Consider the following 23,484-nt stretch of genomic DNA (forward strand, 5'->3'; position numbering starts at 1 on the left):
CGTGAGGCGCGGTTAGGGCTGGCACACGTTAGGAGCGGCGTCAGGTTGCGGGGTGTTAATTAGTTAGCAGGCTGCGGTTCCAGTGCCAGGAACATCGCTACGGTTTCAGGGGCGGTGAGCTTGCGTTGCTCATAGTCGATGGGTGTCAGGGCGCTTAATTGCTCGCGCAGGGCGGGCATCAGGGTCGCAAGGTAGGGTTCGGCGATTTTCAGGTGGGCCGCACTGAATTGCTCGGCCGGCATGTTCAGGCCGACATAGTGAAAATGCGCGACCCACAGGGGTGCGTCGTTTCGGCTGCGATCCAGGATTTGGTATTCCTGGAAGTAGTCCTGAGCTTTTTGGGTCAGGATCTTGCCGCGTGGGTCACGTTGCAGCTTGATCTGCTGGTGGTCCAGCAGCCACTGAAAGTACGTTTGCCGCGGCTTTTTGCGTTTGAGCATGTCGGCGTGGACGCCAATGCTCGCCCGACGGGTTCTTTCGGCGATTTCGCGCAGTTGCCTGGGCAAGGTGCTGACCGGAAATTCTGAAGAGCCTTCCTCGGTTTGTTTCGCCAGTATGCGTTCGACATCGCGCGCCGCTTGCTCGTATTTGCTTGCCTGCCGGTCAAACAGATGATCGACATCCTCGGCAATTCGGTAGTAGCGCTGTGCATCTAGCGTAGTGCGTTGGATAAACCCGTCGACGCTCTCCGGCAGGCTCAGTTCCAGAGCTTGTTTAACGATAGTGGTGTCGCTGCCGGTGATGGATGTGGGCGTGACGGCCTTGGGCGTGATGATGATCAATTCGGCGGACTCTTCGTCCAGGGACGATGCAGGCTCTGCTGGTGTTGGCGGGCTTGCTGTGGCCTTGCTGGATTTTTTGGCCGCACGTGAAGTGCCAGCCTGGGCCGGAGCGTTTTTTTGCTGTTTGCGTTGTTCGCGCAATAGCGTCACACGTTGTGAAATGGTGTGTGTCTGAAACCCTTGGACCAGCGTGAGCACGCGTTCAAGGGGCCCGCTCTCCAGTTGCTCGGGATACTGTTCAGGCAGTTGCGCCAGGCGTTGGGCAGCGTCGGCAAAACGGTCCACCAGGCCGTCCAGGGTGGTGACATCCTGGCTCGCCGTGGCCGGCGTTTTCTGGCTTTTTTCCCAGCGCAGCAGTTCACTGGCGGCGGTGCAGGTGACCTCGAAAAGCTGCGCCACCGCCGTGCGTGCCTGTGCGTTGGCAGCGTTCCAGGGGAGACTGATACACAGTTCACCGGACAGTCCGATTTCATTGATTTGTAAATACTGCACGTCACGTTGCTTGAGCACGCGCGACGCATTGGTGTTGACCATCCTGATTTTTTCTATTTGTGTCCTGGATAAACTCGGGTTGGTGATCATGGTGGTCAGGCCGGGGCTGGCTTTTTCAAATGTCTGGATGTGATCGATCATTTCGCGTCCCAGCGCAATCACCTGGCGAGTGTGTTCCAGATGTCCGGCATTGGCGGGCACGGTAGTGAAGTCGATGCCGTCCATGGCGGCGCGGGCCTTGACGTTGTAGGTCAAGCGGACATCTTTGAGCCATTGGGTAACGTAGAACAGATGTTCGGCGGTGACTCTCAGGCGCGTTTCGTGGGCCGCCCGCGACCGCCCACCCAGCGTTAACCACTCGTTGAACTGATCGATGGCGCCCTGGCATTGATCCATGGTGATCTTCAATTGCCGCAAGTAAAGGTCCAGGGTTTCCTGCCGGGGGAGCTGCTCATAGGCGTGTTGCCCCATGTCCGCGCGGGCTTTGCGCGCCAGTTGGTTCTTGGGTTGGACAAATTCAGTCAGTTGCTGGTCCAGCGCCGCGAGTTTTGCTTTTCGAGCGAGTTCGGCTTGGGTTTTTCCACCACCACGCAGGCGCAGTTTCAGGTCCCAATACCATTGTTGGGTAACGGTGTCGTATTTCACCTCGAAACCGGTCCGTCCAGGTTGTTTCGGGTCCTGGATCACATGGGGACCGTTTGGCGTGACCTTGATCTGGAACCAGTGCGCGCCCACCGATGCGTAGTGTTTGCCCTCCCATTCATAGAGGTGGCTGGCTGCGTTCAAATGCGCTTCGATTTCGGTGTGCCTTGGCACGGTGAAGGTGCTGATGTACTGCTCGAACCCAATACCACTGCGCGGCGCGGCGATGACCTCGGGCGCCAAGGCCCCCAGGTGTGGGAGCGGTAGCGTACCCGTGAGCGCAAGCGGTTCGTGGGTGATGCTGACACGCTGCTTGGCCGGAGGCGGGCCGGATGGGGTCGTGGCGAGCCCTTCATGCTTGCCGGCCATGCGTCGTTGCGCCACGCGTTGAGCCATGAGGATGCTGAATGCCAGAAGTACATCGGCAATCGACTTCCAGTTAATCAAGCCCACGCCTTTTTCGTAGTCGCCCAGCGCCCGCTGGATTTTATCGATGCTTTGCCAGACCCACACGGCAGTGCCTGCCGAACCGGTGAAAAAGTTGCTCGCCACGCTGAACACGGCCCAGCCACTTTCCCCCAGTAACGCCTAGCGTCGTTCGCGGTTGGACACCGATTGACGGTCAGCCAGCGCTATAAGCGCATCGGCGTTTTCCCGGTACAGGTGTTCGAGCACGTCGCCGCTTACAGGTGTGGTATCCAGGCTCACATCGCCGATCATGTCCAGATGAATCAACGGCTCGAAAGCCAGTTGGGTCAGGGTCCACAGTGAGGGCAGGTGTTGGCCGAACACATAGCTGGCGTACTCGAAACTCAAGGCCGGGGTGGCCAGCCAGGCCAATACGTTTTCCCGCAGTTCGCCATCCTGGTGCAGCGCGTACAGCAGGTTTTGCGCCGAGGGAAATTGCAGGAACGGTGGGTCGAACATGGGGCGATAGAGTACACACAGCCCATTGGGCGAACCCTGCGCGGTGATGATGAACATATTGGCGACTCGATCGCTGGAACCGCTCAAGCGCCGCTGCGGGATAAACGCCAGTGGGCGTATAACCGCGCCGGTTGCCGGTTTTTCCAGACTCTGACAGACCAGGCGGTAGCCACGTTCGTCCATTGCACCCTGATGCCTGAGTTTGCACTCCAATGCCCGCATGGGCAGCAACACGGGCAACAGGCGCATGTAGCTGGCCTTGTGGCGAGTTGCCTGAGCGGCATCGTCAAGTAAGGTCTGCTTGATCAGTGCAGGGTAGGTGTCGCCAATATTGAGCTGCTCTGCCTTTTGGTTGAGGTAGTCAAGTGTCAGCCAGTCGGGAACGCTGGTTTGATCGGTAAAGGCGAGGGAGCCCATGAAGGGCGGCGTGTTTTGCAGGGCGAACTCACCCAGCGTTTCTTTTTTGCGGCTGGCGGGATCAGGCAGTAGCAGCCCGCCGACGTCCATGCTGTCGGTGGTGGTGATCGTCAGGTTGTCGAGTATCAGTGCCTCTGCCCCAGGCTTTTTATCGGCTGTAATCGCGTCGCGCATTTTGGTTTGGGCGAAGCTACCGATGGGGAGGATGTCGCCGTTGGCGGCCGACATATCGTATTGCGTGTGAAGTTTGCCCAGGGTTCTCAAATAACGGCTGTATTCCAATTGATCGTCCATGGATGCAGTTTTCATCCAGTCCGGCATCGAGGCTTGGAGTTGAGTAAGGCCAGCTTTGTCCTCGGAGGAAAGCTGGTCCACACGTTGAGTATCGTTATCAAAAGAGGGCATGCCGCCCCCTGAAAGCGTACCGGCGGCCTGGATGTACGCAGCGATAAGGGCCCAGACGACGTAGTCGAAAACACTGCCGTCGGGCTCATAAAGGCGCCAGGTGAGGTGTGACGCGTCCAGATCCCTATCGAGGCGCGCAGCGATGGACTCGCCCAGCTTGCTCATGGATTCAAACGCTTCGTAGCCGTGGCTGATGCTGTACATCAGGTGCATGGCCTGGCGTCTATAAGTGCCACTGATAATCACACCACCGTCGAGCATCAGATGTTGGTGCTGTTCGCCTCCGACCTGATCAATGTCGGGCAGGCCAACCTTGATTGTGGCTAACGGCGTGAGCAATCGGCGCTCTGCCAGGGTGGGGTTGTCCGCGATCAAGCGGGCCAGGGTGCAGTGGTCTGTGTTCCAGCCAGGTACTCGGCTGACATTGAGTGCCTCCTTGAGCGTCTCGGACAGCTTCTTCCAGCGCGGCAGTCGTTCGACGGTGCCGTTCCAGAAATCCAGCTGGCGCTCCTGGCAGGTGACAAACAGCATTTGGTTGCAGGCGTTCAGCAGCCCGCTCAGTTGCGTCATGTCCACATCCAGTTGCACGGGAGCAGCGGCTGTTGGCGTCAGCGTCAGGAAGTGCAGGCCGTTGAAGTAATCGGCGCTGCCACCTTCCAGGGCTTGGGTAATCAGAGTGTGGGTCAGGCTTTCAAAGACAAACGTCTGGTCTGACATGGGCGTGGCGATGGTCGCGCTGTCGGGGTCGATATCCAGCGCAGGCTCAAGGGTTTTCAGTGCGTCGCGCAGCAGTTGGGTGGCCACTTCGTAGAGCGAGGGGCCGAGGTTGGTTTGGTGAGTCAGGTCACTTAGGGTCAGCAGGGCGTTCATGCAGGCAGTCCTGGTCAGGCGGGAAATTCCCGAATGAGCAGAACGTAGCGAGAGACAGTCAGCCCCGGGTAGTAACTAACTGTCCCTTGGCGCAGGGGCTCAGGTGCCCGATTTGATCTTGGTCCAGGCCCGCGTGCGAGCGCGCTCGGCGTCACGGGTCAGCGGCTTGAGCGTGTAGAGCGTGGCCATCGCCGCCTCGGTCGGGTACAGATTGGGGTTGTTGCGAATCGACGGGTCAACCTGTTCGGTGGCGTCCTTGTTGGGGTTGGGGTAGCCGACAAAATCGCTGATCGGTGCGATCACCTGCGGTTGCAGCAGGTAGTTGATGAAGGTGTAGGCGTCCTGCGGGTTTTTCGCACCTTTGGGAATGGCGAGCATGTCGAACCAGATTGGCGCGCCTTCTTTGGGCAGGCGCATGTCTACGGTCACGCCGTTCTTGGCCTCCTTGGCCCGGTTGGCGGCTTGGGAGAAGCTGCCGGAATAGCCGACGGCCACGCAGATGTCACCGTTGGCGATGTCGGCCATGTACTTGGACGAGTGGAAATAGGTGATGTACGGGCGGATTTTCATTAGCAGCGCTTCGGCTTTCTCATAGTCCTTGGGGTTGCTGCTGTTGGGGTCCAGGCCCAAGTGTTGCAGGGCCAGGGGCAGGATTTCCGAAGGCGAGTCCAGCAGGGCGACACCACATTGCTTGAGCTTGCTGATGTTCTCTTCCTTGAAAATCAGGTCCCAGCTGTCGACCGGTGCGTCGCTGCCCAACGCTGCCTTGACCTTGTCGGGGTTGAAGCCGATCAGGATGGTGCCGTACATGTAGGGCACGGCGAATTTGTTGCCCGGGTCATTGGCTTCGATCAGCTTCATCAGCTTGGGGTCGAGGTGGTTCCAGTTGGGCAGATGGCTGCGGTCCAGCGGTTGGAAAACTCCGGCCTCGATTTGCTTGGCCAGGAACACATTGGATGGCACTACCACGTCATAGCCGGAGTTTCCGGTGAGCAGTTTGGCTTCCAGGGCTTCGTTGGTATCGAAGATGTCGTACACCAATTTGACCGTGGGGGTTTGTGTCTTGAAGTCTTCGAGCGCCTTGGGCGTGATGTAGTCGAACCAGTTGTAGACCCGCAGGGTTTTCTCTTCGGCGTGGGCGGCGCCGCCGAGAACGGCAGCGCAGAGGGCAACGTACTTGAGCATCTTCATGGTGCTGATCCTTGTTCGAAACCTTCGAGGACGTTAACGGCGTTGATGCCGATTTCTTCGACGGCGTAGCCGCCTTCCATCACGAACAGCGTGGGTTTGCCCAGGCGGGCGATACGTGTGCCCATCGCCAGGTAGTCCGGGCTGTCGAGTTTGAACTGCGAGATAGGGTCGTCCTTGAAGGTGTCCACGCCCAGGGACACGACGATGATGTCGGCGCCATAGCGTTCAATCTCGGCGCAGGCCTCTTCAAGCGCTGTGCTCCACTGGTCCCAGCCGGAACCTGCAGGCAGCGGGTAATTGAAGTTGAAGCCTTCACCTGCACCTTCGCCCAACTCATCGGCATAACCGAGAAAGAACGGGAACTCTGCTTCCGGGTGGCCGTGGATCGAGGTGAACAGCACGTCGCTGCGCGCATAGAAGATCGACTGCGTGCCGTTGCCATGGTGGTAGTCGACGTCGAGGATCGCGACCTTCTGGTGGCCGTGATCGAGAAAGGCCTGGGCGGCGATGGCGGCGTTGTTGAGGTAGCAATAACCGCCCATCAAATCGCTGGCAGCGTGATGGCCTGGCGGGCGACACAGCGCGAAAGCACTGTGCGCGCCTTGCTGGATCGCCTGTTGCGCCGTGAGCGCCACTTGCGCCGCGCTATACGCTGCTTGCCAGGTGCCGGCGGTGATCGGCGCGCCGCCGTCGAAGCTGTAGTAACCGAGTTGGCCGTGCAGGCTGGTGGGCAACACACGGCGCAAGGTGCGGGCGGGCCAGGTGTAGGGCAACAGGTCGCCGTCCTGGCCGTAGGCGGTCCAGCGTTGCCAGGCGCCTTGGAAGAAGTCGAGGTAGTCGCGGCTGTGGATGCGTTGCAGCGGTGCCAAGCCAAAGTCCTGCGGGGCGTGGACCGGGCCCAGTTCGCGGTCTTTTACCCGTTGCAGCACGTGATCGGCCCGCGAGGGCATTTCGAAGCAGGGCATCAGTTGCCCGTCCATCAGTTCACAACGGCCGTGGTGCAGGTGGTGATCGTCTGAGTAGATCGTCAGCATTTGTTGTTCTCCGCAAGCTGTGTCAGTCAATGCAGTCTTGCGGTGGGGCGGTTTTAAGAAAACGGCAAGAGCGGCCAAAAGGGGATAAATACGGCCAAATTGTGTGTCCGCAATTCGCCCCGTTAGCGCGCATCGGCGCGCCATTGCGATGCGTCAGGGGCGAAATTGACTGGGGGCCACACCACTCCAGCGTACAAATGCGTGGCGAAAGCTGGCTGTTTCACTGAAACCGAGTTGTTCGGCGATTCGGTAGATTGGCAGTTCGTTCTGCCCCAGCAACTGTTTGGCGCGGTCGAAGCGCAGCTCGTCGAGCAGTTCTTGGTAGCTGCTGCCCAAGTCATGCAGACGCCGACGCAAGGTTCGCGCGGAACAGTTCATCTGCTCAGCCAAACCTTCAATGCCGGGCGCGGCGTGGAGCTGGGCGGCGAGCAGGCGGCGGATTCGACCCAGCCAGGCCTGACGCCCGGTGAACTCCAGGTTCTGCTTGCGACAGCGATCGGTCACGGCTTGATGGGTGACGGCGTCGGCCAGTGGCAGCGGCTGGTCGAGCCAGCGCTTATCAAACGCGAAGGCGTTGGCGCTGGCTTCAAAATGCAGCGAGCACGCGAAGCACTCGTGGTAGCGCGCGTGATAGTCCGGCGCGCTGTATTCGAAACACGCGCCGAGTAACGGCAGCGGCTGGCCCAGCAGGTCGTCGCAGATGAGTTTCAGCGAAACCAGGCAGAATTCGACGTTGAACATTTCCAGCGCGGGCGTTTCCCGGTAATCGGCGGCAGTCAGCCAGATACGCTCACCGTCGTTTTCCAGGCTCAGCTCGAAAAGTGTTCCCAACAGCGCCGGGTAGCGCAGAGCCAGGCGCAAAGCGTCACCGAAGGTGGCACAGGTGAGCAGGGCATAACCGAGCATGCCGTAGGACGACACATGCATCTTGCGGCCCAATTCGAGGCCAATATCCCGCCGCAGCGCGACTGCGTTGGTACATACACGCATCTCCTGGTTGGTGGTGATGCAGGCGTCGGCGCGGCTCAAGTCCGCGGCGCAAATGCCGCTGCCCGCGAGCAACGTTTCAGCGGGCAAGCCTTCGGCCTTGAACGCATCAATGACCAGCGAGACGGCGTTGAGGGTAGTGAGGTGGGAGTGCAACATAGAGTCTTCCAGCCACGGGATGGCTGGAAGAGGAGCAAGTTACATGCCGCTCAGCGCAACTCGCCGCACAGGTCCAGCTCCACCAGGCGGCGGACTTCCTGGGTAGCGAGCCCGGCACCGATCAGCGCATTGAGCTTGCCGAACGCTGCTTCCCGGGTCATGCCGCCGCCGGACAATACGCCCACGCCGCGCAGGCGACTGCCGGCTTCGTAGACGTCCAGCTCTACGCCGCCTTCATGGCATTGGGTGATGGCTACGACCGCAATCCCTTCAGTCTGCGCGCGTTGCAGGCTGGCGAGGAACGCGGGGTTGTCGCTTGGCCCGGTGCCGCTGCCGAAGCATTCAAGGATCAGTGCCTGGATGCCGCTGTCGATCAGCGCATCCAGTTGCGCGGCAGCAATGCCAGGCACCAGCGGCAGCACGCCGACATTAGCCAACGCTTTCGGCTGGCGAAAATGCAGCGCCGCCGGGATTACATCGGCCTGGGCCACGCCGCCGTTGCGTTGCAATGCGGCAAACGGATGACGGCCAAAACTGCGGATCTTCGCGCAGCGGGTCGGCGCCATCAGCGCGCCATGGAAATACAGGTGAACGCCGGGCGCCAGGCCTGCCCCCAGGGCAATCAACGCGCCGCTGACGTTTTCCCAGGCATCGCTGTCGGGCACGCCGGCGGGCAACATCGAGCCGGTAAACACCACTGGCGCAGGCAGGCCGAGCAATTGGAAGCTCATGGCCGCCGCGCTGTAGGCCAGGGTGTCGGTGCCATGCAGGATCAGTACGCCATCGCAGCCTTCATCCACCGCCTCGACCACGGCCGTGCGCAAACGCTGCCAGTAGTCCGGGGTCATGTTGGCGCTATCGATCAGTGGCGACATTTCCCGAAAACGCCAGTTGGGCAGTTGCTCGTTGGCAAGCTGTTCGCGCATGCGGGCTTCGAAGCCGGATGCGGGGGCCAGGCCATTGGCGCTGGCCTGCATGCCGATGGTGCCGCCGGTGTAGAGCACCATGACGTTGTTGGATGCTGACATTGAGATTCTCCTGAACGAAAAACGCCGCCGGGCCCAGAGCATGCCCAAGGCGAGGCGGCGTGTCATCTATCTACGCTTAGCGTTGCGTTTGAGCGTTCAGCTCTGCCGATGGCGCTGCTTCCGGTTTTACCGGATTGGCCGGCCAGGCCTTGCGGTCCAGGTCCAGGTCAGGGAATTGACTGGAATCGAACACCGGGGTCTTGATGCCCGCTGCGCGCTGGTTGTCGTAGTCGTTCAGGATGCGCATGGCGATCTTGAACAGGAACGCCAGGGCGAACAGGTTGACGAACGCGAGCATGGTCATGGTGATGTCAGCGAAGGCGAACACGGTGCTCAGGTTCTCGATGGAACCCCAGAAAATCAACACAAGCACCAGTGCGCGGTAGCCCATCAGCACCTTGCGGTTGTTACCGACCAGGAAGCGCAGGTTGCTCTCGCCGAGGTAGTAGTTGTACATGATCGAAGTGAACACGAACAACGCCAGGGCCACGGAGATGAACATGCGGCCCCAGTCGCCGACCACAGCGGCCAGGGAGTTCTGGGTCAGGGCAATGCCGTCGCCTTCAAAGCCTGGGGTGTAGAAGCCGGAAAGCAGGATCAGCAGCGCAGTACAGGTGCAGATCACGAAGGTGTCGAGGAACACGCTGAACGCCTGGACCACGCCCTGGGCAATCGGGTGTTCTACAGAAGCCACCGCCGCCACGTTAGGCGCACTGCCCAGACCGGCTTCGTTGGCGAAGACGCCGCGCTTTACACCCATGATAATTGCACTGCCGACCAAGCCACCGAAGGCTTGGTCGAGACCGAAAGCACTCTTGACGATGGTCGCGAGCATGGCCGGAACGTGGTCGAATTGCAGCACGATCACATACAGGGTCACGGCGATGTACACCAAGGTCTTGACCGGCACCAGCAGGTCGGCAATCGAGGCAATACGCTTGATCCCGCCGATGAACACCAGGCCCAGCAATACAGCCAGCGCAAGGCCGGTGTAGGTGGTGTCGAGGCCGAAGGCGTTGTTCAGCGAGTGAGTCACGGCGTGGGCTTGCAGGCCATTGAACGCAAAACCAAAGGTCACCAGCAGCAGGAAGGCCATGACCATACCCAGCCAGCGCTTCTGCAGGCCGTGCTGGATATAGTAGGCCGGGCCGCCACGGAAGGTGCCTTCGGCGTCAGTGCGTTTGTACAACTGGCCGAGGGAGCACTCGATGAAGCTCGAAGACATGCCCACCAACGCGGTGACCCACATCCAGAACACGGCACCGGGGCCACCCAGGGTCACGGCAATGCCGACGCCGGCAATGTTGCCTGCACCCACACGGCCGGCCAGGCTGAGCATCAGCGCCTGAAAGGAGCTGAGCTGACCGGAGCTGCTCTTCAGGCTGTCTTTGAACACCGAGAACATGTGGAAGAAGTGACGCAGTTGAACGAAACGCGAGCGAATCGTGAAATAACCGCCGAGCCCGACAATGAGCACGATCAGTACTTTCCCTGAGAGGAAGTCGTTGATGACTTCGAGCATGGAGTGTTCCTCGCTGATTTTTCTAATGGCAAACGCAGGACGGTCCGACCACGCCGCATGGCACCAGGCAGTGCGCGGCAGTTCGACCCCAATCCTTTTGCGGGTTGTTATTCATGCGGTTTCGCGCTGTATCCGGGCCTCGTTACCGACGGCCGCAGACGCGAAGAGGGGCGGCACTATACCTAGGCGAACGTGATCCGTCTGCCCGAGGCGATTAAAGGTTTCAGCACTGAGGCGGGCATGCAGGGCGATATTGGATTTTTTATGGGCGTCATTTCACAACCTTGAGGCAAAAAAAAGGGCCTGAAGAACGAGCCTTCAGGCCCTCAAAAGGTGAGAGGTGTCTAGTCCCTCAACCTGGTGAGCGGTGCAACAAACGCTTAGGCCTTCAGCGGGACCAAACGTGGAGCGATCATGTTTTCGGGGCGCAGGATGTCGTCGAGCATGGCGTCGTCGAGCAAGCCTTCTTCACGCACCAGTTCCAGCACACCGCGGCCGCTTTCGAGGGCGATACGCGCGATGCGGGTGGCGTTTTCATAGCCGATGTACGGGTTCAGCGCGGTGACCAGGCCGATGGAGTGCTCGACCAGTTCGCGGCAGCGTGCTTCGTTGGCGGTGATGCCGACGATGCAGTGCTCGCGCAGCATGTCCATGGCGCGTTGCAGCAGGCGGATCGAGTCGAAGATCTTGAAAGCGATCAGCGGCTCCATCACGTTCAATTGCAATTGGCCGCCTTCGGCTGCCATGGTCAGGGCCAGGTCGTTACCGATGACCTGGAATGCAACCTGGTTCACGGCTTCCGGGATCACCGGGTTGACCTTGCCGGGCATGATCGAGCTGCCTGGCTGGCGGGCCGGCAGGTTGATCTCGTTGATGCCGGTACGTGGGCCGCTGGACAGCAGGCGCAAGTCGTTGCAGATCTTCGACAGCTTCACCGCCGTACGCTTGAGCATGCCGGAGAACAGCACGAAGGCGCCCATGTCGGAGGTGGCTTCGATCAGGTCGGCTGCCGGCACCAGCGGCTGGCCGCTGATGGTGGCCAGGCGTTGTACGGCCAGGGCCTGGTAGCGTGGGTCGGCGTTGATGCCGGTGCCGATGGCGGTGCCGCCCAGGTTCACTTCGGTCAGCAGCTCTGGCGCCAAGGTTTTCAGACGGGCCAGGTCTTCGCTCAGGGTGGTGGCGAAGGCACGGAATTCCTGGCCGAGGGTCATCGGCACGGCGTCTTGCAGTTGGGTGCGGCCCATTTTCAGCACATGGCCGAACTCGACGCCTTTGGCGGCGAAGGCTTGGATCAGGCTGTCGAGGCTGGCCAGCAGCGCGTCATGGCCCAGCAGCAGACCCAGGCGGATCGCGGTTGGGTAGGCGTCGTTGGTCGACTGCGCCATGTTCACGTCGTTGTTCGGGTGCAGGTACTGGTATTCGCCCTTGTTGTGGCCCATGGCCTCCAACGCGATGTTGGCGATGACTTCGTTGGCATTCATGTTGGTTGAAGTGCCAGCGCCGCCTTGAATCATGTCCACCACGAACTCTTCGTGGAAATCGCCGCGGATCAGACGGGCACAGGCTTCGCTGATGGCAGCGTGCTTGGCTTCGCTGAGCTGACCCAGCTCGCGGTTGGCGTCAGCCGCCGCTTGCTTGACCATTGCCAGACCGACCACCAATTTCGGGTAATGCGAAATCGGAACGCCCGAGAGGCGGAAGTTGTTCACCGCTCGCAGGGTCTGGATGCCGTAATACGCTTGAGCCGGTACTTCAAGTACGCCAAGCAGGTCTTTTTCGGTACGGAATGATGCAGCAGAGGACATGACGGAAATCATCTCGATAGGGACCCGGAACTGGCCGGAACGCTGCGAATGCTAGGCTTGTGGAAGTTTTTGGGCCAATGCTGTTAAACACTGGCCTATGCACAAACGGCATAATGCAGGTGTGACCCGGTTATCATGGCGGGCGTGTGTGCCAAAATGGTGCGTACCCGTGGGAGGAAGTGATGAACCTTGAGAGCAAATGGCTGGAAGACTTCAGCGCCCTGGCGGCCACTCGCAGCTTTTCCCAGGCGGCGGAGCGACGCTTCGTGACCCAGCCGGCGTTCAGCCGACGGATTCGCAGCCTGGAGGCTGCGCTGGGCCTGACCTTGGTCAACCGTTCGCGCACGCCGGTGGAATTGACGGCAGCGGGGCAACTGTTCCTGGTGACTGCACGCACGGTGGTCGAACAACTCGGTGAAGTGCTGCGCCATTTGCATCACTTGGAAGGCGGGCAGGGCGAAGTCATGCAAGTGGCAGCGGCCCACTCCCTGGCGCTGGGTTTCTTCCCGCGCTGGATTGCGCAATTGCGTAACGAAGGCTTGAACATTGCCACGCGTTTGGTCGCCACTAACGTCGGTGATGCCGTGCATGCCCTGCGCGAAGGCGGTTGTGACCTGATGCTGGCGTTCTACGATCCGGATGCGGCGATGCAGATGGACTCGGAAATCTTCCCGTCCCTGCACCTGGGCAACACTGAAATGCTGCCGGTATGCGCCGCCGATGCCGATGGCAAGCCGCTGTTCGACCTGGAAGGCGAGGGCAGCGTACCGTTGTTGGCCTATAGCGCCGGTGCGTTTCTTGGCCGTTCGGTGCACCTGCTGTTGCGCCAGCGCGCCCTACGCTTCACCACCGTGTATGAAACCGCCATGGCTGACAGCCTCAAGAGCATGGCTTTGGAAGGGCTGGGCATCGCCTGGGTGCCGCAATTGAGCGTACGGGCGGAGTTGGCGCGCGGTGAGCTGGTGGTGTGCGGCGGCCCGCAATGGCATGTTCCGCTGGAAATTCGCCTGTATCGCTGTGCCCTAGTGCGTAAGGCAAATGTGCGGTTGTTGTGGCGCAAGTTGGAAGGTGGGGCCGCTGCCGAACGCGCCTGACTGTAGGAGCCGGCTTGCCGGCGATCACGGTGGGTCGGCGAGCCTTATAGTGGCTGGTACACCGCTCTCGCCGGCAAGCTGGCTCCTACAAGGAATGGGGTGCTTTCGCTGACCTGAAAGTCAATAAAACCGCCGCTTTGCGCCACTGGACAGATGGTCATTCAAGGGGCTGTTTATCTGCATTATTACGGTATACTGCGCGGCCTTCGGCCGGTCCAACCGGCCAAAATTCGTACAACAAGCCACGCCGGATTTCCCGCGTGGCTTGTTGTTTTTTGACGCGCCTGCGGGCGCCCAGAGAGAAGAGGCACGACGATGAGTGCATTGGTTGGCGTGATCATGGGCTCCAAGTCCGATTGGTCCACCCTTAGCCACACCGCCGATATGCTGGAAAAGCTCGGCATTCCCTACGAAGTGAAAGTGGTCTCCGCCCACCGCACTCCGGATTTGCTGTTCCAGTATGCCGATGAAGCAGAATCCCGTGGCATCGAGGTGATCATCGCCGGAGCCGGCGGTGCAGCGCACCTGCCCGGCATGTGTGCGGCCAAGACCCACCTGCCCGTGCTCGGTGTACCGGTGCAGTCGGCGATGCTCTCGGGCGTGGATTCGCTGTTGTCCATCGTGCAGATGCCGGCCGGGATCCCGGTGGCCACCCTGGCGATCGGCAAAGCGGGCGCGATCAACGCCGCGCTGTTGTCCGCGAGCATCCTGGGCGCCAAGCACTCGCAATTCCATGCGGTGCTGAAAAAATTCCGTGCTGAGCAGACAGACAGCGTGCTGGACAATCCAGACCCACGTATCGCCTGAGGTTGTTGACGATGAAAATCGGTGTAATCGGTGGCGGCCAGCTGGGCCGCATGCTGGCCCTGGCGGGAACCCCGCTGGGGATGAACTTCGCTTTCCTGGACCCGGCCCCGGACGCCTGCGCGGCCGCGTTGGGTGAACACCTGCGGGCAGACTACAGCGACCCGGACCACCTGCGCCAACTGGCCGACGAAGTCGACCTGGTGACTTTTGAGTTCGAAAGCGTTCCGGCTGAAACCGTGGCCTTCCTGTCGCAGTTCGTGCCGGTGTACCCGAGCGCCGAAGCCCTGCGCATCGCTCGCGACCGCTGGTTCGAGAAAAGCATGTTCAAGGATCTGGGCATTCCGACCCCAGCCTTCGCCGACATCCAGTCCCAGGCAGACCTGGACGCTGCCGTTGCCAGCATCGGCCTGCCGGCCGTGTTGAAAACCCGCACCCTGGGTTACGACGGCAAGGGCCAGAAAGTCCTGCGCACCGCCGCTGATGTGGTGGGCACCTTTGCCGAACTGGGCAGCGTTGCCTGCCTGCTGGAAGGCTTCGTGCCGTTCACTGGCGAAGTCTCGCTGATCGCCGTGCGTGCTCGTGATGGCGAAACCCGCTTCTACCCGTTGGTGCACAACACCCACGACAGCGGCATCCTCAAGCTGTCCGTGGCCAGCACCGACCACCCGTTGCAGGCCCTGGCGGAAGATTATTCCAGCCGTGTGCTCAAGCAGCTGGATTACGTCGGCGTGATGGCGTTCGAGTTCTTTGAAGTCGACGGTGGCCTCAAGGCCAACGAAATCGCTCCGCGCGTGCACAACTCCGGGCACTGGACCACCGAAGGCGCTGAGTGCAGCCAGTTCGAAAACCACCTGCGGGCGGTAGCGGGCTTGCCACTGGGCTCCACGGCCAAGGTCGGCGAGAGCGCCATGCTCAACTTCATCGGTGTGGTCCCGCCGGTGGAAAAAGTCATCGCCATCGACGACTGCCATCTGCATCACTATGGCAAGGCTTTCAAGGCTGGGCGCAAGGTCGGCCACGCCAACCTGCGCTGCAAGGACCGCGCAACCCTCGAAGCGCAGATCCTCAAGGTCGAAGCACTGATCGCCGAGTAATAAGCCTGGGGGCGGCGGGAACCATTCGGTGACTGTTATCCTCTGATTGCAGGATGCCAAAGCCTGACTAGGCTTTGGCATAGTTCACTTTCAATCAGAGGGAAATGCCATGGGTATCATCGGAACCATCTTTATCGGCTTGATCGTCGGCCTGCTCGCGCGTTTCCTCAAGCCTGGCGACGACAGCATGGGCTGGATCATGACCATCCTGTTGGGTATCGCTGGCTCCCTGGCCGCGACCTACGGTGGTCAGGCCCTGGGCATCTACCAGGCGGGCCAGGGCGCCGGCTTTATCGGTGCGCTGATCGGTGCCATCGTGTTGCTGGTGATCTACGGTCTGCTGAAAAAGAAATGAGTTAAGCGACAAAGCCCTCTGCGCTGCGCAGGCGCAGAGGGCTAGAATGCTCGGCACTTGTTCTTGCCGAGCCTCTCCATGCGCCGTCTTCTGTTGACTCTTCTTTTGCTGGGCTCCGGCCTTGCGCACGCTGGCGAATTGCCGGAAACCGACTGGCTGGACCTGATGCCGCTTTCCGACCAGAAAGCCCTCGAAGCCATGCCCGAGATCGACCACAACTCCCCCGAAGCCCAGGGCACCTTCACTGACAAAGGTGGCCTGAAGCAGAGCAAAGGCTTACCGGCGGTGATGTATTCCACCAAGACCGTGGCCGCCATGAACGGCAAGAGCATCCGCATCGGCGGTTACCCGGTGCCGCTGGAAACCGACGCTAAGGGCCGCAGCACCTTGTTCTTCCTGGTGCCGTACCCAGGCGCATGCATCCACGTGCCACCGCCGCCGCCTAACCAACTGGTGCTGGTGCGTTATCCCAAGGGATTGACGCTGGATGATATCTACACACCGCTGTGGGTCACGGGCACCCTCAAAGTCGAGAAGGTCAACAATGACCTGGCCGATGCGGCCTATGCCCTGGAGGCGGTGAAAGTGCGGGCGGTCAAGGAGTCGGATCTTTAACCCATTGTCGACCACCCTGCTTGTGCGGATCACCAGTGTGTCGAGTCATTCTGGCAACGCTGGGTAAAACACCCGCCTGGCCTGTGGCCAATAGATCTCTGCACGATGAATATCCAGGCGCGAGCCTTCGCGAGCAGCATTGGTTTGAGCGTTTGCCCCCAGTGATCGCTGTGCCTGTGTCTTAAGATGGATTTTGCCGGGGACGGTGTGGGAGGCCTGTTCAAAGTGCATGTGAGCGTAGGCCCACGGTTTGTCTCTCACGCGAATCTCAAACTCGTCCAGGAAATCTGGAACTTTTATCCAGGTTCGGCCGCCCGGCTTTTGTATCTGCCGGGTGCCTGCTACTCGGTCCAGGGTTTTACGGAGGCTCAGCACACCCGGTTGACTGTGCAAGAACGCCAGGGCGTTGCCATTGGGGGCTTGCTTGGAAATCAGCTCCAGACGCAACGCTTTCGCCATGAGGTTATAGCGGGTGGCGTTCTCCCTGAAGCGGGTCGCTTGCGCCAGCAGACCTTGTCGGGTTGCCTCATCGGTGATGGCACTGCAGGCCGCCTGAAGGTCATCGGCGCCCTGATTGAGCTTGGTCGCACCGGACATGATGAGCGCTTCGGCACCCGCTGGTTCGGCCGACGTGCTTTTCCGGTAAAACACGATGAGGTCATCATACTCTTCAATCAAATATTGCATTTTCCTGGCGGCAGCGTTCAGTTCCTGCGTGATAGTTGTTTGGTTGGAAGATGCTGGCGCACTCGGCTCTTTGATCTTGATGTTGGATTTGAGCCAGAGCTTGTCTTCGCCGACCCTGATATAGGTGTCGAGGCGCTGACCACGACTGTCGAGGACGTCTGCGACGTCACTGTTCCCGGCTCTGGGCTTGGCGAGTACGGTTCTGGTTGTGAGGGGGTCGTCGCCGGCAATCAGTATTGAGATGCGATTTTTCGGCTCAGTATTTGGGGGCGCCGGCGGCAGAGGGGTGGTGGACGGTGGTTTCGGCGTGCCAGGCGGTACGGAGAGGACGCGTGATGGCCCGGCTGTATTCACCGGGTTTTTTTTCACCGGGAGTTTTTCCAGGACGTCGAGCATGTTTTCCAGTTCTTCGTCCAGCAACGACTTTAACACCTTGGTCTGCTCGATTATGGTGTTAACGACCTTCCGTTTAGCGTCGAGAAAATCGGTAAGCTGTTTAAGTGCGGCATCTTGCTTATCGAATATGTTGGCCTCTATCAACCGTTGAAGACTTTTTTGCTGGGCCTCCAAATAGCCTTCCAGGTTATCAACGATTGCCGCATAACGCGGGCCAAGATTGTCAGCCTTTTCAATGGACTCGATCAGCCGAGCCCTGCCGAGGTCCGGTGTGGTAACGAATTCCTTGGGTTTGAATACTGGAAAGCTACTGTGCTTTGCGTATACCAGGCCCAATTCTTGAGCGGTCTCCAAGTGTAGGAGCGCTTTATCAAACAGCATATTTATCGTATTGAATTCGATTGATCGAATCGCCTGATCCAGCAGGATTGTAGACGCCTCAACCTTCACGAACATTTGTTCGTAGTGCGCATCCTGTTTGGCATTGGCTTTTCTAAGTTCCTCCAGCCGTCCCCCGGCATGCCCACTTTCGTCGACCGGGAACCAAACCCCGTCCTTATTGACGATGCGGTAAGCAGGGCGTGTTTTGTTGCGCGGGTGAACGATATAGAACTCGACCTCACCTGTGAGGCTGTGGCGGGTTTCGACGACATACCATTGCCCGCGGGCACGCACATAGCTCTGCTGATTTTTTCCATCGTAGATGCCGTTGGCCCGACGGCTGAATTCTGCGGCTTGCTCATACGAGACGGGCGCGATGTAGTCGTCAAGATCCGGGATTTTTTGCAGGCCCGCTTCGCCCCATGGGATGTACCGGGGGCCGAAGACTGTATTGGTCAGTGGATCGATCAGGCGATATTCGGGCAACAGATCGGTGCCGACACTGCGCATGGGAATATGATCGACGCCTGCCACGGTAAACAGACTGTCCTGCGTTTCAAGGGGTTTCCAGACTCGCGGGTCTACCGACTGTAGCGTTCGGCCAGTGGGTGCGATCATTGGTTTACCCAGCGCTTTTCTGAACAACGCCAGGCCTGCATCTACCTGACGCCCAGCTGCAGCGCTGAGCCGCAACACACCTAAGCCTCCGAGTTTGAGCAGAGCTGGCACCGCTTCCAGCGGGTTTAGCTCTCTGATGGCGCCCAGTAAAAAGGTTTTGGTGAGTGTTGCGAACTTCGGTAGCGCCGCCTGAAAACTGATTCTCCCAGCTTGTGCAATTAAGCGTGTCGAACCGCCGACGTATTTACCGATGGGAACCGCGAAGGAGACCAAGTCGGTGAACAATGACAACGCCCCTCTCTCCACGCGTTGCGGATCGCCCGAGGCGATGTCCTCGACGCCGCCCCAGAAGGGCACCAGCATCTTGGCGTAGTAGAGAAAGTCGTCAACGGTTTGTTGCGGGATATCAAGCACATCAACGTTACGCTTGGCGGTCAATTTGAGCTGAGATTCGTCAGTGTGAAATAGATCATTGGCAACGATGGCTGCCAGTGCTCGACTGCGCACTGAAGACAATGATTGTGCTTCCCACATAGTTTCCGAAGGGGCGGGCGCGGTGGCGGGTAACACCTGGCCGATCTGCTCGGCGATCACCAGGCTGGACTCACCGTCTCGAGGACGACGGCTGTGTTGGTAGGCTTCCCAGTCGAACGGCATGGAGGTCGCGCGCCGAAAGGTTCCTTTGCCCGAACGGCTTGAGCCGCCTGTTGTTTCCACGACAACATTGCCATTGATCGTCAGCGTTTTAATATCCGGGCGTGCGCGGATGATTGCCGCCCGAGGGAACACCTCATAATAAGTGGTGCGGTGCTTCACTTGGGCCCGGATGATGAAGCCGTGGCGGCCTTTGGCGGCAGCGGTGTTCTGCGCGTTTTCTTGCCCAACCTGCAGGTCGCGAATCTCTTGGCGCAGGGCATACAACGTTACCTCGCCGTTTTCGATCGCGGTGCGATCAAGCAATGACAGGTTGGGCAGCAAGGCCCTGATCAAGGTTTGGTAGGCTGCTTTGACACCGCTCAGGTAATCACTAAACCCCACGTCGAAGGCGTCATCCGTGGTGAAGCGCCAGCGGCCAGGTGGTGCTTGAGAAATCGTTTCGGTTGCCTGAATCATTTCCTGTTCGTGTTGCTCCAAGGCTTCTACGGCCAATTGGACTTGTTCAGGGGTGAAGTCAGTTTTTGCCGACGTTAATACGCCATTGGCTTGGGCCCATTCCAGCGTTGGCCCCAATCTGGCTATCGAGATGACCATTTTTTGCTCGGGCGTCGCATCCCGGCTTGCTGTCGCGAGTAACTCGAGCAATTGTTGGAAGGTCATGTGTTGCACCGCGTCGGGTGCAATGGCTTGCGCAAGCATCACGCCAGCCTTGAAATTCACCCAGGCGATGGAGCTGGCGTAATGCAGATCGTCGGGAATGTCCCTCACCCAGATTTCCGCAGCAGAACCCTGTTGCAGCAGGCGCAGGGCCAGTTGCACACCACCGGGGGTGAGTTGGTGAGTGCGGCTCAGGGATCGCTCGATTTGTTGGCGAATATGACTATAGCTGTAGCCCCAATGCCGTGCCGTGGCTATTTCTTCTCCGGCGACTGTCATTCGAGCATTGCCAGTTGGGCGTTCAAAATGCAGCCAAAGTGCCCGCCAGACCAAGTCACGCCGCACTTTTACCGGTGGTGTTTCATCCTCGGTGGTGTACCAATCCAGTGCCTCGACCAGTTGTTTGCCAAGCTCGAGGCATTGCTGGGTATTGAGCCATTGTTCGAGTACTACCGTGGGTGTCTTTAATGCCTGTGCTTCGCGTTGTTGCGTCAAAAAATCTTCGGTCAGTTGCTTGAATATCGAATGGTTATCTGACAATTGACGTTGAGAAAGCCGCCGTTGCAGGATGGTATCTCCTTGCTCGTCAATGACTTCATCAAAAGGCAGCCTACCTTCATCCATCTCGAGTGATAGCGTGGCGGCGCGTTCCTGCAGCCGCTCAATCACATGCTGGAGCGGGCTATCGGGGGCGATGTGGACACCATAGAACTTGAGTGCAAGGTCAAGTCGAACAGTGCCGTCTTCTCGAATACCATCACCAATATCGCGACGCGCCGCTATCAGAGAGTGAACATCATTTCTCCAGTACGTGGGCACTTCGCTCAGGGGCAGCAGCTTGCCCTGAATGGTAAAGCGAGTCAGTGGCGAATCCACAATAGCTGGCTGGTTATTGATGAGCTTTTCGAGTACGAACAAAGGCGACCAACCGACCTCGGTCTTGCTCGACCGTGCGTTCAGCCAGGCTGAAAAGTCGGTGTCATTCTTGAGCTTCTGCAAGACGGTGACGGCCTGCGCGCAGGCTTTGTACAGCGGAGATTGGCGATGAGGTGTAAAGAACTGATGTGCCAATGGCTGCGGTGCAGTCTGTGCCTGGAGGCTTTTCAACTGTGCGAGCAAGCCAGTGAAATCAATTGAGCGGTCGGTTTGTTGCTGTATCAGCCGTTGCTGAGCGGCGCGCGTCGCCTCCCTGCGTCGTGCGCTGAGGGCTAAGAGCGGGCGGGCGTGTCGTTCGATGGCCTCGCTGAAATCCAGCAACGGTGCAAGGTTCGCCGACTGGTTGATCCGTTCAGTTACGCCGCCCTGGGCGCTGCGGCTGACGGACCAGTGATGTTCGATATCCTGGCGTTGCTTGGTGATGAGCAGGCTGATCTGATGCTCGAAAAAATTCTCGACGGCAGTGACAGGAACCAGGTTGACGCTCCCATCCTGGCTGGCTCTTTGCGTCAGGCTTTCGAACGCCGAATGTTGACGATGTGCAACGCTGATCAGCAATTGCTCACGCCCACGCACGCTTTTCAGCAGTGTTGTCAGATGTGTTTTCAGCGCCGTCGGGCTGGCAAATTCAGCCAAGCGCTGGCCTGGCAGGTAGAGCACTGTGGGATTGGCGGTTGGGTGCTCGTTCGGTGCCCACGTGCTGATGGCAAATGCACCGACCAGCGCAATGGTGTGCGTTGTATCTTGCAAGCAAAGGTGAAAGAGATTCAGCGATTCTGGCGAGGTGGCTGTATTCAGTTGCCGGACCAGCGCAACGCTGGCGGGCTCAAGTGAAGCCGTTTCGAACCTCAATGACGCCTCGCACTGGATCAATAGCGCGACGGCTTGAGCAATAAAGGCTTGATGGGTTTGCTCTGTTGCGCTGTGATTGGCGTTCCAGAATCGGTTCAGATCATTCAGATAAGGCCCAGCTTCCAGTAACGTATTTATCAGGCCTCTGATTTCTGTCTGACTTGAGTCGTCAAGCCGGGTAAATGCTTTGTTTCTATAGATATAGAAGTCACCATGCAGGCTGTAATAATCCGGAATTCGGCATTGACGCACAGCGTCGTTCACCAAACTGATCAGCGCCCTGTCCTGATCAGTGGGCGGGTCAGTCAAGGAGTCTTCTGGGGTTTTCAGGTAGATGTGTTGGGTTGAGTACCGATCAAACAATCCGTTGATCTCTTCCAACACCTGCCTATTTGCGCAAAAGGTCAGTAAGGGTTGTGCGCTGAGTGTCGCGATAAGTGTGTCATTGCACGTGGCCATAAGTTCGGCCACGTCGGCGGGAGACTGTTGCGTTACTTCCTGGGGAGAGGGGATCATCGTGTTGCCTCTGCTATTAGATGCGATTTCGCACTCTAGCGAGGCCGTTCAGACACGCGGTCCTATATAAGTAATGTCCCCGTCCACCGCGCAGCGCAGCGATTAACCCAAAGGTATAGCTGTGATGCTCACCTGCAGCGTGTGCCTTTCACTTGGTGCCAACACCACCACGTCATCCAGCACATTCGCCGTCTCGATGCACAACATGCCATGCCAGCCATCGTCGGCCATGTCGTCGAAAGCCTTGGCGCGCTCGGTCCAAGGGTTCCAGATCACCGTCGACTTCGAGCCCTCGGCAGTGAGCTGAATACAGCGCTGCCAGTCTTTGTCGACGATGTTCAGTTGCGACGGCGTGTCGAGGTAGATGCGATCGGTCTCGGCGGTGAAGTGCAGCAGGCCGGATTGCGTCTTCTCGGTCCAGCCATCGGCGGTGTCGATATAGGCACGCCCGTCCAGGCCTTCGACCTGCACATTGCGCACATCGCTGACGGCGAAGTAGGTGTGCAGTGCCTGGCTGAGGGTTACGGTGTCGGTGCCACGGTTATGGCTGGTCAGGCGGATATGCAGTTGCTCATCCAGCAGCAGGCTCAGTGTCAGGTCGACCTGATGGGGCCAGCCAGGAAAACCGCCTGCCGGGGTCGGCAGTACCAGATCCACGCGGAGCGCTTCACCTTCAAGCTCGGTCGCGGCCAATTCCCACAACGCGGTGCGCACGAAACCGTGGGCGCCGGCGGGCTGGTCACTCTGACGCATCGCCTTGACGCTCTGCGGGTTGCGGTCGAATACACCAAACCACGGCCAGCACACCGGCACGCCGGTCCGAATGCCCTTGCCCTTCTTGAACACCGCTTCAGGGTTCGGCCAGATCAGCGGTTGTTCGCCATCGCGCCCGTAACTGAAGATGTGCGCGCCCTGCTGGGCCACCATCAGTTCGGCACCGTTGTGGCGGATGCGCCAGCAGTCCAGCTCGTCGATTTTCACGGTTTCAACGTGGGGCGTCGGCATAACAAAGCACTCTTTATGGCAGGCAATGGGGCAGTTGACCGTCAAAACCCCGCGAGGTTTAACGTGCGCGCGACGGAACCGAGCGCGTGCGACCGCTGCCGTCGATGGCGACGAATACAAATACCGCCTCGGTCACTTTGCGCCATTCGCTGGACAGCGGGTCGTCGCTCCACACTTCGACCATCATCTGGATCGAGCTGCGGCCGATTTCCAGGGCCTGGGTATAAAAGGAGAGCTGCGCGCCCACCGCGACCGGCACTAGGAATGCCATGCGATCAATGGCCACCGTTGCGACACGCCCGCCTGCAACCTTGCTGGCCATGGCGGTGCCGGCCAGGTCCATCTGCGCGACCAGCCAGCCGCCGAAGATGTCGCCAAAACCGTTGGTTTCACGCGGGAGCGCGGTGATTTGCAGGGCGAGATCGCCTTGCGGGATAGGATCTTCTTGTTCGAGTTCGATCATGCCGAGGGCCTCTGACCCGTAACGCTTCATGGGTATTTCAAGTGGATAGCCGTCTTCGAAAAAAACGTTTCAGCACCAACATACACCGCG

The 23,484-nt window shown here is 59.3% G+C and carries 16 protein-coding genes; 5 read left to right on the forward strand and 11 right to left on the reverse strand.

Annotated features, from left to right (window positions below):
* Window positions 1-59: 59 nt before the first annotated feature.
* The 8 genes from WH299_RS20455 to aspA all read right to left on the reverse strand — a co-directional run bounded on the left by WH299_RS20455 (window position 60) and on the right by aspA (window position 12,261).
* A complete protein-coding gene (locus WH299_RS20455; RefSeq protein ID WP_339551145.1) occupies window positions 60-2,477 on the reverse strand; it encodes a hypothetical protein in 2,418 nt (805 codons plus the stop codon).
* A 27-nt stretch (window positions 2,478-2,504) separates the two neighbouring features.
* Window positions 2,505-4,535: a dermonecrotic toxin domain-containing protein gene (locus WH299_RS20460; RefSeq protein ID WP_339551146.1), complete on the reverse strand. Its 2,031-nt coding sequence runs from the start codon at window positions 4,533-4,535 to the stop codon at window positions 2,505-2,507.
* 99 nt (window positions 4,536-4,634) lie between these two features.
* The gene (locus WH299_RS20465) at window positions 4,635-5,726 is read right to left on the reverse strand and encodes a polyamine ABC transporter substrate-binding protein (protein WP_323622949.1); all 1,092 of its coding nucleotides are present in this window, start codon (window positions 5,724-5,726) and stop codon (window positions 4,635-4,637) included.
* On the reverse strand, window positions 5,723-6,760 hold the full coding sequence (locus WH299_RS20470; RefSeq protein WP_123478431.1) for a histone deacetylase family protein: 1,038 nt from the start codon (window positions 6,758-6,760) through the stop codon (window positions 5,723-5,725). The genes WH299_RS20465 and WH299_RS20470 overlap by 4 nt, the downstream gene beginning before the upstream one ends.
* 153 nt (window positions 6,761-6,913) lie before the next feature.
* Window positions 6,914-7,906 (reverse strand): AraC family transcriptional regulator, encoded by a 993-nt coding sequence (locus tag WH299_RS20475; RefSeq protein ID WP_122729948.1) that lies wholly within the window; start codon window positions 7,904-7,906, stop codon window positions 6,914-6,916.
* A gap of 50 nt (window positions 7,907-7,956) precedes the next feature.
* Complete coding sequence (locus WH299_RS20480; RefSeq protein ID WP_122729946.1) at window positions 7,957-8,934, reverse strand: asparaginase; 978 nt, start codon at window positions 8,932-8,934, stop codon at window positions 7,957-7,959.
* A 76-nt stretch (window positions 8,935-9,010) separates the two neighbouring features.
* The gene (locus tag WH299_RS20485; protein WP_028618520.1) at window positions 9,011-10,456 is read right to left on the reverse strand and encodes an alanine/glycine:cation symporter family protein; all 1,446 of its coding nucleotides are present in this window, start codon (window positions 10,454-10,456) and stop codon (window positions 9,011-9,013) included.
* A 380-nt stretch (window positions 10,457-10,836) separates the two neighbouring features.
* Complete coding sequence (gene aspA, locus WH299_RS20490; protein WP_028618519.1) at window positions 10,837-12,261, reverse strand: aspartate ammonia-lyase; 1,425 nt, start codon at window positions 12,259-12,261, stop codon at window positions 10,837-10,839.
* Window positions 12,262-12,443: 182 nt separating this feature from the next.
* Between aspA and WH299_RS20495 the strand changes: the two genes are divergently transcribed.
* The 5 genes from WH299_RS20495 (at window position 12,444) to WH299_RS20515 (ending at window position 16,226) form a co-directional block, all read left to right on the forward strand.
* Window positions 12,444-13,355 (forward strand): LysR substrate-binding domain-containing protein, encoded by a 912-nt coding sequence (locus WH299_RS20495; protein ID WP_028618518.1) that lies wholly within the window; start codon window positions 12,444-12,446, stop codon window positions 13,353-13,355.
* Between the two features lie 315 nt (window positions 13,356-13,670).
* Window positions 13,671-14,162 (forward strand): 5-(carboxyamino)imidazole ribonucleotide mutase, encoded by a 492-nt coding sequence (purE, locus tag WH299_RS20500; protein WP_339551147.1) that lies wholly within the window; start codon window positions 13,671-13,673, stop codon window positions 14,160-14,162.
* An 11-nt stretch (window positions 14,163-14,173) separates the two neighbouring features.
* Window positions 14,174-15,256: a 5-(carboxyamino)imidazole ribonucleotide synthase gene (locus tag WH299_RS20505; protein ID WP_177011841.1), complete on the forward strand. Its 1,083-nt coding sequence runs from the start codon at window positions 14,174-14,176 to the stop codon at window positions 15,254-15,256.
* Window positions 15,257-15,365: 109 nt separating this feature from the next.
* Window positions 15,366-15,611 carry a GlsB/YeaQ/YmgE family stress response membrane protein gene (locus tag WH299_RS20510; RefSeq protein WP_028618516.1) on the forward strand — a complete coding sequence of 82 codons (246 nt, stop codon included), beginning with the start codon at window positions 15,366-15,368 and terminating at the stop codon, window positions 15,609-15,611.
* A 78-nt stretch (window positions 15,612-15,689) separates the two neighbouring features.
* On the forward strand, window positions 15,690-16,226 hold the full coding sequence (locus tag WH299_RS20515) for a DUF3299 domain-containing protein (protein ID WP_123478434.1): 537 nt from the start codon (window positions 15,690-15,692) through the stop codon (window positions 16,224-16,226).
* Between the two features lie 45 nt (window positions 16,227-16,271).
* Here the strand turns inward: WH299_RS20515 and WH299_RS20520 are convergent, their stop codons facing one another.
* The 3 genes from WH299_RS20520 to WH299_RS20530 all read right to left on the reverse strand — a co-directional run bounded on the left by WH299_RS20520 (window position 16,272) and on the right by WH299_RS20530 (window position 23,394).
* Window positions 16,272-21,926, reverse strand: a complete 5,655-nt coding sequence (locus WH299_RS20520) for a hypothetical protein (RefSeq protein ID WP_339551150.1) — start codon at window positions 21,924-21,926, stop codon at window positions 16,272-16,274.
* 102 nt (window positions 21,927-22,028) lie between these two features.
* Window positions 22,029-22,931: a D-hexose-6-phosphate mutarotase gene (locus tag WH299_RS20525; protein WP_122729939.1), complete on the reverse strand. Its 903-nt coding sequence runs from the start codon at window positions 22,929-22,931 to the stop codon at window positions 22,029-22,031.
* Window positions 22,932-22,989: 58 nt separating this feature from the next.
* Window positions 22,990-23,394, reverse strand: a complete 405-nt coding sequence (locus WH299_RS20530; protein ID WP_003176975.1) for an acyl-CoA thioesterase — start codon at window positions 23,392-23,394, stop codon at window positions 22,990-22,992.
* Window positions 23,395-23,484: the final 90 nt, after the last annotated feature.

This window comes from Pseudomonas sp. MYb541 (assembly GCF_037479595.1).
In the GTDB taxonomy this organism is placed as follows: Bacteria; Pseudomonadota; Gammaproteobacteria; order Pseudomonadales; family Pseudomonadaceae; genus Aquipseudomonas; species Aquipseudomonas canadensis.

Coding starts and splice junctions, on each gene's coding strand:
- WH299_RS20515 (WP_123478434.1), top strand. CDS start 15,690: ATGCGCCGTCTTCTGTTGACTCTTCTTTTGCTGGGCTCCGGCCTTGCG.
- WH299_RS20510 (WP_028618516.1), top strand. CDS start 15,366: ATGGGTATCATCGGAACCATCTTTATCGGCTTGATCGTCGGCCTGCTC.
- WH299_RS20525 (WP_122729939.1), bottom strand. CDS start 22,931: ATGCCGACGCCCCACGTTGAAACCGTGAAAATCGACGAGCTGGACTGC.
- WH299_RS20470 (WP_123478431.1), bottom strand. CDS start 6,760: ATGCTGACGATCTACTCAGACGATCACCACCTGCACCACGGCCGTTGT.
- aspA (WP_028618519.1), bottom strand. CDS start 12,261: ATGTCCTCTGCTGCATCATTCCGTACCGAAAAAGACCTGCTTGGCGTA.
- WH299_RS20495 (WP_028618518.1), top strand. CDS start 12,444: ATGAACCTTGAGAGCAAATGGCTGGAAGACTTCAGCGCCCTGGCGGCC.
- WH299_RS20465 (WP_323622949.1), bottom strand. CDS start 5,726: ATGAAGATGCTCAAGTACGTTGCCCTCTGCGCTGCCGTTCTCGGCGGC.
- WH299_RS20480 (WP_122729946.1), bottom strand. CDS start 8,934: ATGTCAGCATCCAACAACGTCATGGTGCTCTACACCGGCGGCACCATC.
- WH299_RS20505 (WP_177011841.1), top strand. CDS start 14,174: ATGAAAATCGGTGTAATCGGTGGCGGCCAGCTGGGCCGCATGCTGGCC.
- WH299_RS20520 (WP_339551150.1), bottom strand. CDS start 21,926: ATGATCCCCTCTCCCCAGGAAGTAACGCAACAGTCTCCCGCCGACGTG.
- WH299_RS20530 (WP_003176975.1), bottom strand. CDS start 23,394: ATGATCGAACTCGAACAAGAAGATCCTATCCCGCAAGGCGATCTCGCC.
- purE (WP_339551147.1), top strand. CDS start 13,671: ATGAGTGCATTGGTTGGCGTGATCATGGGCTCCAAGTCCGATTGGTCC.
- WH299_RS20475 (WP_122729948.1), bottom strand. CDS start 7,906: ATGTTGCACTCCCACCTCACTACCCTCAACGCCGTCTCGCTGGTCATT.
- WH299_RS20460 (WP_339551146.1), bottom strand. CDS start 4,535: ATGAACGCCCTGCTGACCCTAAGTGACCTGACTCACCAAACCAACCTC.
- WH299_RS20485 (WP_028618520.1), bottom strand. CDS start 10,456: ATGCTCGAAGTCATCAACGACTTCCTCTCAGGGAAAGTACTGATCGTG.